Raw genomic sequence first — 17,738 nt, forward strand, 5'->3', positions numbered from 1 at the left:
TGGTCGAGCTCCTGCATGCCGACTTTCGAGTAACGTTCCATAGTTCCCATTGCCCCACTCCTGGCGTCCCGCTGACGGCTGGGGAGGCGGCTCGTGGCGGCCTCCAGCGCGTTACATAGGCAAGACGGAAGTGGCGATGAGCTACCGAACTTTTGTCATGAAAGCTTCATTTGGGATTGTGAGGGGGGCAATTTTTCGGGGGGCTGCATTGGCGGCCCTAGAGCTGAGCGGAGTTGTGCCCGGTGTACTCGGTTGGAAATGTGGGAGGGGCGGTGCGACGATTCGACTTGCCCCCGATGGCGGCCTCTAGGCCGACCATTTTTTTTGGATTGGACCGGGTACATATCCGTTGCTGCGGTAACGGCCACCTAGGGTTCCGCTTTTACAGCGGGTCACTTTGGAAAAGCCCCAAAGTAACCAAAGGGCTCTTGCCCCACCACTCGGTACCTCGCCTAGGCTCGGTATGCCCGAACGCAGGCTTTGGAGCGTGGGTAACCCGGCAGGACGCCGGGTTAGCCGCGCTGGGCCATGGATGGCCCATCGCGGCGGCCCACGCTCCAAAGCCGGAGTGAGGGCACACCGAGCCTCGGCGAGGTGCCGAGTGTTGGGGCGAAGCGTTTTTGGTTACTTTTGGCGCTCTTCCAAAAGTGACCCGCTGTAAGAGCGGAACCCTAAGCAGCCGTTACCGCAGCAACGGATATGTACGCATTCCACGCCAACATTCTGATCGGCCCCAAGGCCGCCATCGGGAGCAAGCCCCCTCCCACATTTCACTCCCAGGGCACCCGTTAGAGAGTCGTCGGCTCCCGAGCCTCCACAGGGCAAGTCGAATCGTCGCCCCCACAGTTTTAACCGACTCCCCCCAATACCGCTCGGCTATAAGCTCGCCACCCTTCTGCTTCCCAAAAAAAATGGGGCGATCACTGATCGCCCCGAACGGTACATCGAGAGGTCCTTATGAAACTCTACAAACTGATCTGCTTACGCTCCTCATCCGTCAACCGCGCCCGCGCCTGTTCACTCAGCGGCCCCGCGCCCAGCACCTGCACCGGGCTGTTGGGGTTGTAGCTGGAGTTTTTCTGCTGCGGCTCCGCATCGCGCGGCAACGGCTCGCTGCCCAGGCTCAACACCTCCACGGTCATGATTGACGGCCGGCCCTGTTTGGACGCCGCCTGCTGGCTGCGCGCCGCGTCTTCTGCGGCCTGGGACGCCGCCGCCCCCGCCGCGCTGGCCGAGCTCATGGCGCCCGTGTTGACCGTGGCCGACACCGGCACCCCGGACGACTTGCCCTGGGTCTGGATGTTCGCCGCGTTCACCACCCGCAAGGCGGCGATGTTGACGTTACCCGACACCCGAATCCCCGCCTCCCCCGCATCGATGGTGCCCAACGGTGCGATCAGGTCGATGTCCCCCGCCGGCACTTCCGGGATCGGGTTGAGCGTGGCGATCCCCGCGCCTGTGCTCGGCACCGACGGCGACAGGCTCACGTTGCCCCAGTTGTCATAGACGCGCTTGGGCGGCGTGTACACCACGGTGGTCTTGGAGCCACGCCCGGCGTTGATGTCGCCCGCGCTGGTCCAGGCCATGATCGAGCCGCCGAAGGTGGTCATGATGCGGCTCTGCCCGAGCAGGATGCTGCCCAGGGAGTACAGCTGGATATCTCCCGCGCCCTGGGTGATCACCCCAGCCGTGGACGGCGGTGCGGCGCCTTCGATGCCGAACGTCTGGCGGCCACCCGGCGTGAGCATCTGGATCGAGCCACCGAAGTTGGTGTGCACGCCCGCGCCGCCGAACATCGTGATGTCGCCTTTGTAGGTGATCGGGTTACCGGCCACGTCGGTCTCGGGGAACAACCGGGCAATCGCAGCACGACCACGCACATAGCTGCCCTGGCGCACACTGCCGTCCTGGTTGTACTCACGGCCGGCGGCCTTGAGTTCGGCGAAGTACACGTCGCGGGCGAAGATCCGTTGTTGTTCGGCGGGCAGTGCGGCGTAGTAGGTACGGGCTTGTTCGCTGTCGCCAGCAAAGCCGAAGCGTTCGGTGAGCCAGGTAACCAGCTCGTTTTCGTAAGTCTTGGCCACCTTGGCGCCTTGCAGGGATTCCCCCGGTTGCGCCAGGTTGGCGGGGTTCAGGTAGGCCTCGACGAAGCGGCGGTAATCCGGACCATTGGGGCCCATGCCGGCTTGCATGACGATGCTTGCGCCAGGGCGGCTGTCGCCGGCCGCGACAGCGCCAAGGCTGTTCACCGCAACTTTGTCTTCCATCTGAATATTGCGCCCCGCCGTCAGCTCCAGGGTGCCGGGGCCGGCAACGTTGAAGCTGCTGTAGAGGATGTCGCGGCCGGCGCTGGCGATGGAGATATCGGTGGGGCTGTTGTGTACGAACAGGTTGCCGATGAAGGTGTATTGCCCCGTGTCCGTGACACCACCGCTGGCACCACTCAAGCGCGTGCCGCTGCCGACAATATCGCGCCCGGCCTGCATCCACACCGGGCCTGCGCCTTCGTAAAAGGTTTGCCCGAGCCGAGCGTCACTTGCCCCCGTGATCGTGAGGGCACGCCCACTGTTGACGCCCAGCAGGTCCCCGCTCAGCGCATAGAAACGCGCGGGCTCCAGGGCATCACCCCAAGCCATGCTGGCGGTGTTGGGGCCAAAGGCAAACAGTGGAGACACCGTCAAGGTGGCAAGGTTGCCATCGCTGGAAAGATTGCCACTGCCCACTATTGCCGTTTTTTGATCAGTCAGGAAACCGGCGAAGGCCGGACGCAGAATAGTCGCCAGGCTATCGGGTGCTGCACTGGAGCGGCTGATCGTCAGATCGCCGCCGGAGATCGAATCACCGGCCAGCAATTCCAGTTGCCCATTGGACGAAGGTGCGAGTACCAACGCCCTGAGCGGCTGCACGTCGCCAGGATTACTGGTCGAGGCGCTGCCGTAATAGAGACTGCCGTTAGCGGCAACCGCGCGCAATGTCGCGGGATAGACCGCCGCCATATCGGTTTCCAGGGTCTGGGTCAGGGGCGTGAGGTTGCCCCCGGCAGAGAACAGGTCCACTGCTGTGCGGTCGGTCCACAGGCTGAACCAGCTTTGCCCAATCCCGTTGACCCCCTTATTGACGAAGCTCAAGGCGTTCATCTGCGGCGCGCGCCCAGGGTCGGCGACATCCTGCAACACCAGGTCGCCACGGGTGGACAGGCTGAAAGTGGCGTCGCCCGGCAACAGGCTCAAACCTCCCGCAGCAAAGGCCGAAGTGGCGCGCAACGGATCGTAGGCGCGTACCTCACTGGGACTCTGGTTTTTGAGTTGATTGCCATACCGCAGCGTCAGACTGCCCAGGGCGCCGCCGGTCAATTGCACGTGCCCACGCAGGTTCACCAGCGCACCATTGAGGTGCTCTGCAAAGGTCTGGCTGGCGGGGTTAACCGCTCCGCCGACCCGCAGGTTCAGATCACCGCCACCCGTCAGTTGTACACTGCCATCGGCCCCGACCCGACCGGTGCTGCCGACTGCCAGTACCAGGCCTTGGCTGCGGCGATTGACGTTCAGAGCTGCTGACGAGACAGGGCTGATAAGTCCTGCATCGCCCCCCACATCAACATTCAGGTTGCCGCCTCCCAGGGTGCCAAACCCGGTGAACCCGACCATCTGGTCCGAACGGTCGGTGGCGACGTAGGAACCAAAATTGATCCACCAGGCGGTGGCTTGCGCCTGGCTCCCACTGAGCCCATTGCCCTGACGCCACAGCCAGTTGCCGACGTTGGCTGAATCCTGGCCCTGGTCGCTGGGTACCGGACGACCAACGCCATTCTGCGCCGGGCTGGTGATATTGCCCGTCAGGTCGCCGCCCACTTTAAGTAGCAAGTTGCCGCCCGTATCCGGGTACCAGGCACGGTACAGGCTGCCGGTGTCTGCGTTGACCAGCTTTTCGTTGCCCCCGGCGTTAGCCAATACCTTGCCATTGCTGCCCAGGGCTCGCTTGAGGTTATACGGATCGTTGGGCGAGGTGCCGGTGGACGAGCTGCCTGCCGTGTATACGCCGAACAGCGACTCCATGCTCAGGTTGCCGGCGGCCAGCAGGTCAAGGTCTGCAGCGCCGGTGCGGATTACGCTGAAGCGAGTGCTGCCGCCCACCAGCAGCGTGTAGGCCTCACCACTGATAACGCAGTATTCCGGGAGGTCGTCACATACGCCTGGGTATTGTATTGCATCGAAATCAACCGGTTGGCCTACCATGCTGTCATCGCCGAACCACCCCATGGAGCCCTCCTCGGTCCAGACCTGGGCTCCTTTCCCGAACGTCCCATAGTGACTGTCCGCCAAGCGCAGATTGCCGCTTACCGGATGCGGTTGCAGCAGGCGACTGTCGGCTGCCTCAGTGTCGGCCCCCGCAACCAGGCGAATCGACCACGACTGCGCACCCTCCTCCAGCATGGGAGCAATTGCCCAGTTTTTGCCCGGATGGCCGGCGTCACGCAACGTCACCGACTCCACGCCGCCCGGCAGCTTCACGTCTGTCCCCGACGGCAACAGGGCGCCCCGGGGCAGCACTTGGCTGGCGGCCAGGGTCACCTTGGTGGCCAATGGCACGCCCTTGGGCCAGATCAAGCCGTCGACACTGGCTGACGTGCTCAACAGGCTGCCGGCATCCAGGACACTGCCGATGGCGAGGGTCTGGCTCTGAGTCAGCAACGTGCCCGCCGCGAACAGCACATTGCCCGAGGCATCCCGAACAGCCGCCGCCAACACCGTACCCGCCGGGAGTACCAACGGTTGTTTGAGCGTAGCCGCGACGGGCAATCGGGTGCCCGGCAGCAGAAACAGGGGGTTGGTCAGTACATCGAAATTAAGCGCAGCGCCCGCAGGGAACACAGTGCCCACCTCCAGGGTCACGCCGCTGCCCGGTACCACCACGGTGCCGCCGGTGTAGTCGATACCGGCGCGCAGCACCCAGCCATTGTCATCGTCGGTGGCCGGTGGCGCGGCAAAGCCGTCGTTGATGCTGCCATAGATATTCAGGTCGCCACCGGCGCGCAGGGTCAGGCTGCCGGACTCGGTCTTGGCCGTTGATTTGAGGCTGGCGTAACGATAGCTGGAGAGGTCCAGATCGCCCTGCACCACCAGGTCGCCATCCGGGGTTTTGCTGATGATCTCTACGCCGGGGCGCAGGTGGAACACATCGCCGTACGTGGCGTTGTTCAAGCCGGCGAGCTTCTGCAGCAAGTTGCTGTTAACACGCGCGGCGTTGATGAAATTCGTATTTGCTGGATCGACGACTTTCGTGAGGTAGTCCTGATCAATCACTTGGTACGGGCGCCCATTGGGCGTTTCATCGGTGTTGGTCGGGGCATCGTCGTAGGTTCTCATGCCGTTGAGCGCAATCGAACGCGCGCCTTGGATAGTCAACTGCCCACTGGCGTCAATGGCGATGTCATTGCCGCCCACGCGCGGCGCGTTGAGTTCCAGCGTGCCACGGCTGCGCCCGTCATTGCCGGTCGCGGCCTCGGTGCCATGGCGCAGGTCGATGCGCGCGCCGTTGGCCAGGGTCAACTGGCCCTGGCCTGAGCTGAGGACCACGATGGCGCGGTTAGGCGAATCGATGATCTTGCCGTAGCTGTCCACGCGCAATTGTGTGCCATGGGCGTCCAGCACGGCGCTGCCGTCGAGGGTCAGGCCCTGCTTGGCGGCCAGGTTTATGCTGCCCACGCGCTCGCCGCTGGCATCCACCAGGCCGGTCACGCGCAGGCTGCCATTGTCGATCGAGACGTTGACGCTGTTGGCCTTGACGTCATTGCCGATGGTCAGGTCGCCCTGCTTGAGCTGGAAGCTACGCGCACCGTAAACCTGGCCTTGGTTGAGGCGTTGGTTGAGCGCTGCGAACTGGTCGCTGAGCGTACCGCTGCCGCCCAGGCGCTGGGCCTGGATCTCCACCGCACCCGCGAGGTATGGCACCCGCGTGCCACCGGCATCGTAGTCACCGCTGCTGCCGGCGATGATCTTGCCTGCCAGGTCGACGATCCCTGCAGCGCCGTCCACCGCCACCGCGCGCAACTTGCCCGCCTGGTTGTGCTGCGCCGACAGGTCGATGGTCGAACCGGCGGCCTGCTGCACATTGCCGGCACGGCTCTCCAGCAAAACCTCGCCGCCTGCGCTGTATTTGGTCAAGTCATTGAAGGCAATGGCCCGGCCGGACACATCAATCGAGGCGGCATCGGTCAATACCACGTCGCCCCGCGCGCCCAAGGTGACCTTGCCGCTGGGCAGTACCACGGCAGTGGCCAGGCGAAGGCTATCGCCTTGCAATGACAATTCGCCGCCGATGCCGTCCACCTTGCCTACTGCGCCAGCCGAGGCGCTGACATCAATCGCGCCACCGGCGGTAATACGGTTGACCGAACCGGCCTCACCGGTCATCAGCGGCGTGAGGATATTCAGGTTGCCGCCGCTGTAGGCAAAGCCCTTGATCGCATCAAACGCGCCCTGGCTCTGGTACACCGAGAGGCTACCCTTGTGGTTGGCGGTGATGCGCTCACTGGCATTGAGGTTGACGTTGGCAAAGCCCAGGGCGAGGCGGTCGAAGGTCTTGGTCGTGCTCGGCTGGGCAAAATCCCCATAGCCGAATTCGATACGCTCGGCATTGATATCCAGGCGCCCGCTGCCGCTGCCGGCACCGCCGGTCACCGCCGCCACAGGCGGCGCGACGGCACCTTGCCAGATCAGGTTGGCGGTGTGGATAGTCGCCACGTCGTTCAAGCCGCCAGAGCCGTAGATCGCCGGCGTGGACAGCATCAGGTTGCTCAGCAACGACTTGCCGGTCACGGCGTCGTAAGTGTCCAGGGTGGTGGTGCCGTAGAAGTTAAAGCTGTCACGCGCCGACAGTTGCAGGGTTTCCAGCGCCGGGGCGCCGAATTGGGTGTCACCGCGCAGCAGGCGTTCCAGCACTTGCTGGTTGAGGGTCATGCCCACCGGCAGGCGATTGTTGGCGGCTGCATCGGCCAGGGCTTCGGGGCTGCCGACGTTGATGCTGGACACACCCAGGTTCAGGTGGCGGGTGCCATAGCGCACATCATCGCCCATCTGCAGGGAGCTGTCGGTCAAGGTAACGATGCTGCCTTCGGAATACAGGGCTGTCTGGCCGCTGCAGGGCGCGCTGTTGCACACGCCTAACTGGATGCCCCCACTGATGACTTCGCCCAATGACGGCGCGGCGACTACGTTGAGCAAACCGTTGGACACCGCCAGCACATTGCTCAGGTTGTAGATAAAACCGTCACGTGCGTCGTAGCTGGCCTTGCCCTGGCCTATCGTGTTGATCGAGGCGCCTTGTTCGAGCGTAATTTTTCCGGTGGAGGTCAACAGTAATACCTCCGGTGCCGCCAGTTTCGCGCCGTCGCGCAGGATCATGGAACTGGTGATACTGCTGGGGAGGTTGATGTAGTTGCCACCCTGGCCGTACGTGACATAGGTCACTCCACCGATCAGCAGGCGAGCCGCGCCCATTGCATTCAGGCTGTCCGCATCCACCGTAATGCCTTTGAAATTGGCGGTAGCCGCGTTGCCTGCCGCGACAATTTCGATGTCCATTCCCAAGCTGCCCTTTTCTTCGTTTATCAGCGATACGGTACCGCCGTAACCGCCATCAGCGGCCTCGAAGCGGCCGATCCCCTGGAACGAAAAGGCATCCGCACCTGCGCCTGGCCGCAGGGCCAGTTGCAGGGTCTTGGCATCCACCGGCAGCAGTGCCCGAGGTACACCAAGCCTGGTGGCGTCGGCCACGGCGAACTGTGCGTAGCCGGTTTCGTTGTATTGGGAGTAACGACGCAACATATCGGCCGACGTGAGAATCACCTGACTGGCCGTACTGTTGCTGATACCGGTATTGGCGATGGACAAGCGCCCTGCCGTGGCCCATGAGCCATTACGCAACGCCTGGGTCGCACCGTCGGCGCCCATCCCGGCCAGGCCGTTGATCTCGAGCCGGAAAGCCCCAGGCATCAACGCATAGGTGGACGGCATCAGGGTATAGGTGCCGGCCGACAGGCCCGGCACGCCGGCGCCGATTGTGATCTGCTGGCCGATCAACGGATCGACCGCGCCACCTTCCGGCGCCACCGGTGCATAGCCCGGTTGCACGCCCGGCACAATCGCATAGATCGGGTTGGTGCTCAGACCCGGCAGTACAAACCCGCCGTTCGCACCGAACTGTACCAGTGGGTTGTAACGTGCATCGGTAGAGCCCCCGCGCCCGGAAGTAAATCCGGCGCCGAGCAGTTCGCCACCGCCGGACAGATCCACCGTCGCCTGCGGCAGCACCGTCAACTGCTGGCCACCGAGAATCACCCCAACGTTCAGGCTGCCCGCACTGTTGCCGCCACCCTGGCCGATAAACGTCACTGTCTTGCCGTTGTACTTGTAGATCTGGCCATCCACGGTACCGCCGTAAGGCAATACCAAGCCCTTGCCACTCACCGAAGTGATGCTGCCCGGCAGCAGTTGCACGTTGGTAGAGCCCAGGTTGCCAATCTCGATCAGCCCCAGGGGCGCACGCACCACGCCGCCCTGCTTGATGGTGGGCCCGCCCAATTGCAGACGACCAAAGGCCGAGTAAGGCATGGCGGCATTGCTGTCACCGGTGCGTGCGATGGTCAGGGTGCGTGTCGGATCGTAATTGAAGCCTGTGCCATTGCTGGCAGCATTATTCACATAGCCCGCCAGTACCCGGGCGCCGACTTCAGTCGCCGGGTACAACTGCGCCGCACGCAGGGTCATGTCACCACTGGTCACTAATTGCGTGCTGATGCCCTGGGCAATCACATCTGCCCCCGCCCCCGCCAGGAAGCGCAAGTCGCCCTGGCTGGTCAGTTGCACATCATCAAACCCACGCCGTTCAAGACTGGCCTGGCTGTTGTCGGGCCGCAACAGATAGCTCTTGTTGCCGAACACCACATTGCCACGCACGTCGATCAGGTTGGCGTTGGCGTTGAACTGCGCCGTGGTGGCCAGCACCGATGGATTGGGCAAAACCGGCACTGCACGGGTATAGGCCTCCTTGCCGGTTTCTGCGGGTGCGAGCAGGCCGGCCAACAACAGGTATGGCGCCGACAGGTTGACCCGCGAACTGGCCGCCGCGTTTTCACTGAGGTTATAGCTGCCACCGTACAGGCGCAGGCTCTGGCCCATGCTCAACGACACATCACCGTCAAAACTCAGCAAGCCGTTGCTGAGCAGCGCAAGATTGTCAAAGCCGCCGGCGGTGACCTGGTCCACCCCGAGATGGCCATGGCCGTATTCCAGGCTGGCGTTCGGGCTGGTTTGATGGGTCTGGCTGAGCACCAGTTCACGCACTTTGAGCACACTGTCGTTGACGCCGGCCTTGAGGTAATACGGGCTTTCCAGCGCAAGGGCCAAGCTGCCGCCCGCCGCCCCCGCCCCGCCCGCACGGGCAACGAAGCTGCCGTCCAGGTACAGGCCGTTGTTCGACGCAAAGCTGATACTGCCGCCATTGCTGGACACCGGCACACGGCCCTGACCGGGCACGTCGAGCATCGCCTGGGCACCGGACGCGTCCAGGCGCGCGCCCTCACGGACCACCACAAACACATCGCCGGCACTGGCAATCCCGGTGGTCAGGTTGATATCGCCGCCAATGCTGATCTTGCCGCCATTGAGGACCTGACCGTACACGTTGCCCCGATTGCTCACCGCCGTGACCGCTCGCGATGCAACGTCGATCAACGCATCTTCGCCCACCCAGATCGAGCGGTCATGGCCAGCGGCGATCGGCTGTTCCCAGGCCTTTGGTGACACACTCAGTCCGCCCAGGCTGACACTGCCGCCCCAGGCATTGAGGCTGCCATTGAGGGTCAATTGGCCGACGCTGCGCAGGTTGATGCCCTGGCCGGGGTCGACGTTGATCACCGCACCCCGGCCCACAGTCAAGGCGGTGGTCGCCAGTTGTGCGGCGGTGGAATCCTTGGAGCCGGCCGTCAACGTGAGGCTGGCACCGCGACGCTGGGTCAGAACGCCTTGGGTCGGGTTTTCTTGGTAGAGCGCCGGCGTCCAGCGCTCCAAGGCCGTGGCGGGGTCGCTGCCACTCGGCGCGGCCAGCGTCTGCTCGCCCAAACGGTAGACCGGTGTAGTGACATCCACCTGAGTGCCATTCGTGACGAGCAGCCCTTCGTTGCCGGTAATGTCATAGGCCGAGAAGCCCTTGTTGAAGAAATCGCCCGACAGTTGCACGGTACCGACGTCGGGCGCGGTGGCGCTCTCGCCGATCTGTACCTTGCGCGCCTGCAACGCCAGGGTGCCGCCGCCATTGACGCCATAGCCGCGAATCTCGCCGTCCAGCACCAAGGAGCCGAGCGCGCCCAAGGTCACGTCGCCGCCCTTGCCGCCGGTGAGCTTGCCATCCACGCCGAGGGTGGCCCCGGAAGACGCATCCACCACGCTGTCGGCCGCCAGGTTCACGTTGCCGGTGCCGCGCAGCGATACCTTGCCGCCGTTCACATACGCCACGCCTTCGCGGTTGTTCGGGTCCAGCATCAGGTTGTTCCAACGCCCGGTGGCGTCCAGCTTGACGCCTTCGGCCACATCGACCCGCCCGCTGCCCGCGAGGATCACATCGTCGAGCGCATTGCCGGAATTGAGATTGACCTGATTGAGGATGTTACCCGAGTTGATGGTGCCGCCATGGGCCGTGAGGTTGGCGTTGATGTTGACCACAGGCCCGAACAGGGTGATCTCGCCGCCGTCCGCCACATTGAGCGCACCCTTGACGGTGATCTGTTGCGTGACACCGACTTTGATCTGATTCGTCACACCGACTTTGATCGCCCCCAGTTGATAGCCATTGAGCTGATCACTGTCGAGCACCATCTTGCCCTGGCGATCCGCCGGCAATGCGGTGGTGAGGTCCAGGCCGTCGGCGATTTTCTGCGTGTTGCGGTCAATCAACACTTCATCGGCAGTGCCGGTCAGCGCATAACGCAGGGTGCCGGTGGTCTTGTTGTAGACGGGCGTGTACCCGCCAATGATCAACTGCGCGCGCTGGGCCATGGCCTTCTGGGATTGCTGGTAACCGTCGAGGTTGATGTTCGGCACCTGGGTCTGGCGATCGCCCTGGAAAACATCGCTGACCACCTGGCCTTCCAGCACCGCGCTGGTGGTGCCGACCACCAGCTTGCCCGCATCGCGGCCCACCGTGTAACCGCTCTCGAAACGGCGTTGCTTGGCGATCATCGGGTTGTAGTAGTAATCGGTCTGGCCCCAGCGCTTGCTGGTGTCTTCGTAGCCCTTGTAGAACCCGGAATAGAGAATATCCCCCGGCGCGTTGGACAGCTCATACAGGCGCCCGTCCGGGCCCTTGAGCCAGGTCTGCTGGATATACCCGGCCTGCACGTCCACGGTGCCGCCCGAGAGGTTGATCTGCGCGCCCTTTTGAGTCACCACATCCTTGCCGGTAAACGTCACGGTGCCGCCCTGGGCCATCCACTCACCCACCGAGTGGCCCTGGGTGCCAAGGTAACCACCGACTTCCAGCAGGCCGCCGGCGGTGTACCAGCGATCCGTTGCATAGCCGTTGGTGCCTGCGGGCACAAACACCAGATCGCGCAGGTCGACCCACACATCGTTGTTGATCAGCTTCCCGTCTTCACGGTTGACCGGCGCGTCACGCTGCTCGTTGCCCTGTACGTTGATCTTGATGTTGTTGGACTCCATCGACACCTTGACGCCGACAGCCCCGGATACATCAATCATCGCCCCATCGCGCACCAGACTACGCCCGGCGGCACTGACCGCGACCTGCCCACCGGTGGCCAGGGTGATCGAGCCTTTCTGGAAATCCACGGTGCCGCCGCTGACGATCTCGATGCGCGACTGGTCGGTACGGTCGGCCACCGCACTGAGGTTGTTGAACTGCCCGGTGATCAAGTTGGCGGGCATGCCGTCGAGCTTGATCAGGCCATTGCTTTGCTGGCTGTTCAGCGCAGTGCTGCCACTGCTGTCCAACAGGATCGAAGTGGTACTGCCCTCGCCCAGGGTCACACTGCCGGTGGTGTCGGTGGCGGAATTGAGCAAGTGGATCGTGCCACGGGTGTCCACCGACGTGCTGGCCAGGGCCACGCCATTTTGCTGCACCTGGTGCCCGGTCAGGGTGATGTCCCCGGTGGACGCCATGATCAGACCGTTGTTGCTGACCTTGCCGGCGCTGCTGCCAGCCTTGAGGCTGGTGGCGACTTCATTGCCGCGCGTGGTGGAGCGGTCGTTGCCAGTGGTACCGACACCCTTGCGGATGTAGAAGCTGTCGCCGGCAGCCAGGGTGGTCTGGCCCTTCGCGGTGCTGATAGTACCGGCGTTGTCCACTTCCGAACCCAGCAGCAAGGCATAGCCGCCCGCATCCGTCGAAGTGGCCGGGTTGTGGGTCTGGATCAGCGCACCGCGCTGCACCTCGACCTTGCCTGCCGCGTCGGTGAAGGTCGGCTGGGTGCCGTTACCATCCACGTAAATACCGCTCTGGGTGAACTGCTGGTCGGTGATGTTCGCAGCGGCAGCAACGAGGTTGCGTACGTTGACCTGGCTGGTGCCACTGAAGACCACGCCGTTGCGGTTCACGATCATCACCGTGCCGGCGCCATTGATCTGGCCCTGGATCTCACTGGGCCGTGCATTCGGGTCGTTGACGCGGTTGAGCACCGCCCAACTGGACTGCTGCTGGAAATCCACCGTGGTGTTGCGCCCGACGTTAAACGTCTCCCAGTTGAGAATCGCCTTGTCGGCGGTCTGCTCGATACTCACCGTGGTCTTGCCACCGGACTGGGTTTGGGTCGGGCCCTTGGCGTTGGTCCAGCCCTGGGTCAGGCTGTTATCCACCTGCAGGCCGCCTTTGCCGAGGCCATCGGGAATCGTCGAGACCTGGCCGAACGCCGCCTGACGCCCCGCCGCTTGTGCTGCCTGCTGCGCCGCAATCGCCGCGACGCTGGTGTTCAAGGTGCTGATGGAACGCGCCAACTGCTGGTTGACCCGCGCCTGCTGGTTCAGAGAAGGAACCCCCGGCACCTGCCCGGCACTGATCCGCGCCGCCGTCGTCGCCTGGCTCGCACCTTTCTCGGCAAACCAGCTGGAACTGAACGCCGTGGCCGCATGGGCATTGCCCGCCACCATCAACAAGGCAATGGCCTGGGCCAGGGGCTTGAGGCGCAGGACAGTTTCTTGGGCTTTCAGGTTTACCGGTGATTTGCAGCGGACCATCGGGGATCTTCCTTCTTTGTTATCACGCAGGGAGCAAGACAGGCTCACGTATGAGGGTTAGGCGGTTGGCGAGGGGCGGGACTGAACTTCTGTCATGCAAAGTTCATATAGGGCTGTTAACGGGTCGAAAAACCGCACAAACGCAAAAATCAGCAACGGCACAGGCCGTTGCTGATCAGATGGTGCAGGTCGTTGAAAGCGTGGGTTACAGCGGACGACCGATACCGTTGCAGACGTTGGTGTTGCCGATGCTCAGGGCGTTGCTCGCGGTCAGGAAGCTGGCGCGAACGGTGGCTTTCCAAGCGGTTGGCAGCGGAACGAAAGCGTTGGCGGTGATGGCTGCATCGTTGTTGTTGGAGGCGCCGTAGTGCTTGGTGAAGAAATCACGCACTTGGCTGGTCTGGGTGGCATCGGCGTAGCACTGGCTGAAGATCAGGTTGGTAAAGCCCAGGATCGGGTAGCCTGTGGTTGGGTAAGGTTGCACACCGGCGGTGTTGTCTGGGCCGAAGACTGGAACCCAGGCGTCCGGGTTGGAACGATCAGCGGCAGCCGGTACCGGTACTGCGCCGATGGCGGCAGACACGTTGGCGGCGGCTGGCGAAACGCCCTGGGTGTTGGTGGCGACGTTTTTGCCCACGCGAGCCACTTTGGTAGCGTCGTCCAGGCCGGCCAATGTCGGGGCAGCGAAATCCGGGCTCATGTAGGTGATGCGGCCATCGCCGGCGGCCAGGGCAGTCATTACACCTTGGCTGCCAGTAGCAGCAACGGCGCCGGCAGGCAAGCCACCGGAGAAGCTGGTGCCGAAGGTGGTGGTGACGGCGAAGTTGCCTGTTTCTGCGTTGCACTTGGCATTCAGGAAACGGGTGAACAGCTCAGTGGTGCCGCTGCTTTCGCTGCGATAAACCACAACGATCGGACCGGTACGGCCAGAACCGGAAATCCCGTCCCAGGTCTTGATACGTCCCGAGAACACGCCGCACAACTCTTGAACGCTCAGGTCTACAGCGGCGGAACCGCTTTTATTGAAAGGAATGGCAACCGAAGTCCCCACCGATGGCACCTGGATCAACTTACCCCAGGTCGGTTGCTTGGCAGACGCGTAGGTCGACAACTCAGTGGCGCTCAGCTTGGAGTCGCTGCCCGCCCAGTGCACGTTCTTGTTCGTCACGCCAGCCTGGAACTTGGTGTAGTCATTGTTCAGGAAGGCTGCCTTGCCGTTACCGCTGCCGACACCGATGTACTGGGCGAAACCGGTGGTGAGTACGCCGGAGGTCTGGTACAGCGCTTGTGGCAGGGTGGCACCACCGCCGTTGATGTCAGCCATTGCAGCCTGTGCCGAGCACAGTGCAGCGAGGGTCATGGATACCGCGAGAACGTTGCGCTTAAACATGAAGAATCTCCTTTCGTCGTGTTTGTACGTTTGGGGTAGATGGCTCTTGCATGACGCCATGGCTTCGGTCCCAAGCCATGTTGCGGGGGTGGCCGGGGGTGAAAACCATGGAGAGAAAGTCGCAGTTTCCGATGACGGTTATAGGAAAAAACCTCGGGAGGAAGGGCTTGATTTTAAAAAGATTCTCGGGTGTTTTGGTCACGGTTTTGAGCGGTTTGGCGGCAGGTGACAGCGAGGTTTCAGCGTGGGTTTCGTCAAGGCGGCGCGGGCTGTGACGCGGGGCCTGGATGTGACGGAATGAGGAACCCGAGGTTGGGGTCTGGCGATACCGGCCCGCCCCAACATCAACTGAACAGACAGGGTCCAATGTGGGAGGGGGCAAGCCCCCTCCCACATTGGTTTTTTGGTGTGTTCAGGTCACCAGTTGGTTGATCTCGATGATCGGCAACAGCACCGCCATTACGATCACCAGCACCACCGCGCCCATCACCACGATCATCAGCGGCTCCAGCAACGCCGTCATGCCCATGGCCCGCCGTTCGATATCCCGCGACAGGGTCTGCGCCGCCCGCTCCAGCATCGGGGGCAGCGAGCCGGTTTTTTCGCCGCTGGCGATCAGGTGGATCAGCACCGGCGGGAAGACTTTTTCCACCGCCAGCGCCGGGGCCAGGTTGACGCCTTCGCGCACCTTGGCCGTGGCATCGTTGACGCACTGGCTCAGGCGCTCGTTGGACAGGGTTTGCCGCGCCGCTTCCAGCGCCCGCAACAGCGGCACGCCGGCACCGCCGAGAATCGCCAGGGTCGAGGCAAATCGTGCGGTATTCAGGCCCAGCACAAAGCGCCCGATCAGCGGCAAGCGCAGCACGCGGCTGTGCCAGTTCAGGCGTGCCACGGGGTTGCGCAGGTACAGGCGCCAACCCCAAAACCCACCGACAATCCCGCCGAAACACAACCAGCCCCAGGCACGGATAAAGTCGCTGGCATTGAGCATCGCCAATGTCAGCCCGGGGAGATCCTGGCGCGCCTGGGAAAACGCGCTGACCACCTGGGGCACCACGTAGCTGAGCAAAAAAATCACGATGCCGATCGACACCAGCCCGACCACGCCGGGGTAGATAAACGCGGTGAGGATCTTGCCGCGCAGGTTGTTGCGTTCCTCGATGTAGTCGGCCAGGCGTTCCATCACCTGGGCCAGGTCACCGGACTCCTCCCCCGCCGCGATCAGTGCGCGGTAGATCGACGGAAAGTCCCGAGGCCGTGCCGCCAACGCATCCGCCAAACGCATGCCGCCGCGTACATCGGCGCGCACGGCAGACAGGGTCTGGGCGATGTGTTTTTTCTCCGCCTGCTCCACCGTGGCGCTTAATGCCGCCTCCAAGGGCAGGCTGGCGCCGAGCAGGCTCGCCAGTTGCCGCGTGGCCCAGGCCAGGTCGTTGTCCGACAGTTTGGCGCTGAACAGGCTGCTGCCGGCGGCGCTTTGCTGACCGCCCTCGACCTGCACCAGCAGCGCGGTCAAACCACGGCTGCGCAGCACCGCAAACGCTCCGCTCTGGCTGTCGGCCTCCAGGTGCCCGGCCTCGACTTTGCCGCTGGCATCGGCGGCTTCATAGCGGTAGCGATTCATCAGGCGTCCCGTGTCACGCGCAGGATTTCTTCGGGCGCGGTGGCGCCGCTGCGTACCCAGCGCTCGCCGTCCTCACGCATGCTGAACATCCCCGCCCGACGCGCCGCCACGCGCAGATCCTGCTCGCCGGCGCCCTGGTGGATCAAGCTGCGTACCTCGTCGTCGACGCAAAACAATTCATGGATACCGGTCCGCCCGCTGTAGCCAATCTGGTTGCACTGCGCGCAGCCCACCGGACGCCAAGTACCGGGCGCGGCCGGGTCTTCCTGTTTGCAATGCGGGCACAGGCGGCGGACCAGGCGTTGCGCCAGGACGCCCAGCAGTGACGAGGCCAACAGGAACGGTTCGACGCCCATGTCGATCAGGCGGTTGACCGCCGATACCGCATCGTTGGTGTGCAGGGTCGCCAGCACCAGGTGCCCGGTGAGCGAGGCCTGCACCGCGATTTGCGCGGTCTCCAGGTCGCGGATTTCACCGATCATGATGATGTCCGGGTCCTGGCGCAGGATCGCTCGCAGGGCCAGGCCAAAGGTCATGTCGATCTTGGCGTTGACCTGGATCTGGCTGATGCCCGGCAGGTCGTATTCCACCGGGTCTTCCACGGTGAGGATATTGCTGGTGCTCGCATCCAGCCGTGCCAACGCCGCGTACAGGCTGGTGGTCTTGCCGCTGCCCGTGGGCCCGGTGACCAGCACGATGCCGTGGGGCTGGCGAATCAAGGTGTCGAGGCGCGCCAGCAACTGCGGCTCCATGCCCAGGGTCTCCAGCTGCAAACGCCCGGCCTGTTTGTCGAGCAAGCGCATTACCACGCGCTCGCCGTGCCCGGTGGGTACCGTCGACACACGAATATCAATCGGCCGCCCGGCCACGCGCAGCGCGATACGACCATCCTGGGGCAGGCGTTTTTCGGCGATGTCGAGCTGGGCCATGATCTTGATCCGCGACACCAGCGCGCCATGCAACGCCTTGCGCGGCGACACCACATCGCGCAGGGTGCCGTCGACGCGGTAGCGCACCACCGAATGGGTTTCATACGGCTCGATGTGAATATCACTGGCCTCGTCCCGCGCCGCCTGAGTGAGCAAGGCGTTGATCATGCGGATCACCGGCGCGCCGTCCTGGGTGTCGAGCAGGTCGGTGATCTCGGGCATGTCCTGCATCAGGCGGTCGAGGTCGACCTCGTTTTCCGCCGCGCCCACCACAGCGGCGGCGCTGCCGGTGTCGGCGTAGGCGCTGGCGAGGAGGCCGTCGAGTTCGTCGTCGCGTACCTGCTCAACCCGCGACTGGCCGAACTGGCGCTGCACTTCGCTGATCGACCAGCCGGGGGTGGAGGGGCAGACGGTGAGCAGCATGCCGTCCTCGCCGGGGCGCAGGAGGATGCGTTGGGATTTGGCCCAGGCGTAGGGCAGCAGGCTCATACCCCTCTCCCACAGGAATATACAGTGCAAATGTGGGAGGGGCGGTGCGACGATTCGAC

General features: G+C 63.6%; 4 protein-coding genes. All 4 read right to left on the reverse strand.

The window, feature by feature from the left end; all coding sequences use genetic code 11:
• Positions 1–965: 965 nt before the first annotated feature.
• Positions 966–13,247 carry a filamentous hemagglutinin family protein gene (locus HDC32_RS25185; RefSeq protein ID WP_184745956.1) on the reverse strand — a complete coding sequence of 4,094 codons (12,282 nt, stop codon included), beginning with the start codon at positions 13,245–13,247 and terminating at the stop codon, positions 966–968.
• 205 nt (positions 13,248–13,452) lie between these two features.
• The gene (locus HDC32_RS25190) at positions 13,453–14,637 is read right to left on the reverse strand and encodes a substrate-binding domain-containing protein (RefSeq protein ID WP_184745958.1); all 1,185 of its coding nucleotides are present in this window, start codon (positions 14,635–14,637) and stop codon (positions 13,453–13,455) included.
• Positions 14,638–15,049: 412 nt separating this feature from the next.
• Positions 15,050–16,261: a type II secretion system inner membrane protein GspF gene (gspF, locus tag HDC32_RS25195; protein ID WP_184745960.1), complete on the reverse strand. Its 1,212-nt coding sequence runs from the start codon at positions 16,259–16,261 to the stop codon at positions 15,050–15,052.
• The gene (gene gspE / locus HDC32_RS25200; protein ID WP_131700675.1) at positions 16,261–17,679 is read right to left on the reverse strand and encodes a type II secretion system ATPase GspE; all 1,419 of its coding nucleotides are present in this window, start codon (positions 17,677–17,679) and stop codon (positions 16,261–16,263) included. The genes gspF and gspE overlap by 1 nt, the downstream gene beginning before the upstream one ends.
• Positions 17,680–17,738 lie beyond the last annotated feature (59 nt).

Source organism: Pseudomonas sp. JAI120 (assembly GCF_014207255.1).
Lineage (GTDB): Bacteria > Pseudomonadota > Gammaproteobacteria > Pseudomonadales > Pseudomonadaceae > Aquipseudomonas.

What these genes read in the sequence shown, in the direction of transcription:
- HDC32_RS25185 (WP_184745956.1), bottom strand. Translation starts at nt 13,247, where the DNA reads ATGGTCCGCTGCAAATCACCGGTAAACCTGAAAGCCCAAGAAACTGTC.
- HDC32_RS25190 (WP_184745958.1), bottom strand. Translation starts at nt 14,637, where the DNA reads ATGTTTAAGCGCAACGTTCTCGCGGTATCCATGACCCTCGCTGCACTG.
- gspF (WP_184745960.1), bottom strand. Translation starts at nt 16,261, where the DNA reads ATGAATCGCTACCGCTATGAAGCCGCCGATGCCAGCGGCAAAGTCGAG.
- gspE (WP_131700675.1), bottom strand. Translation starts at nt 17,679, where the DNA reads ATGAGCCTGCTGCCCTACGCCTGGGCCAAATCCCAACGCATCCTCCTG.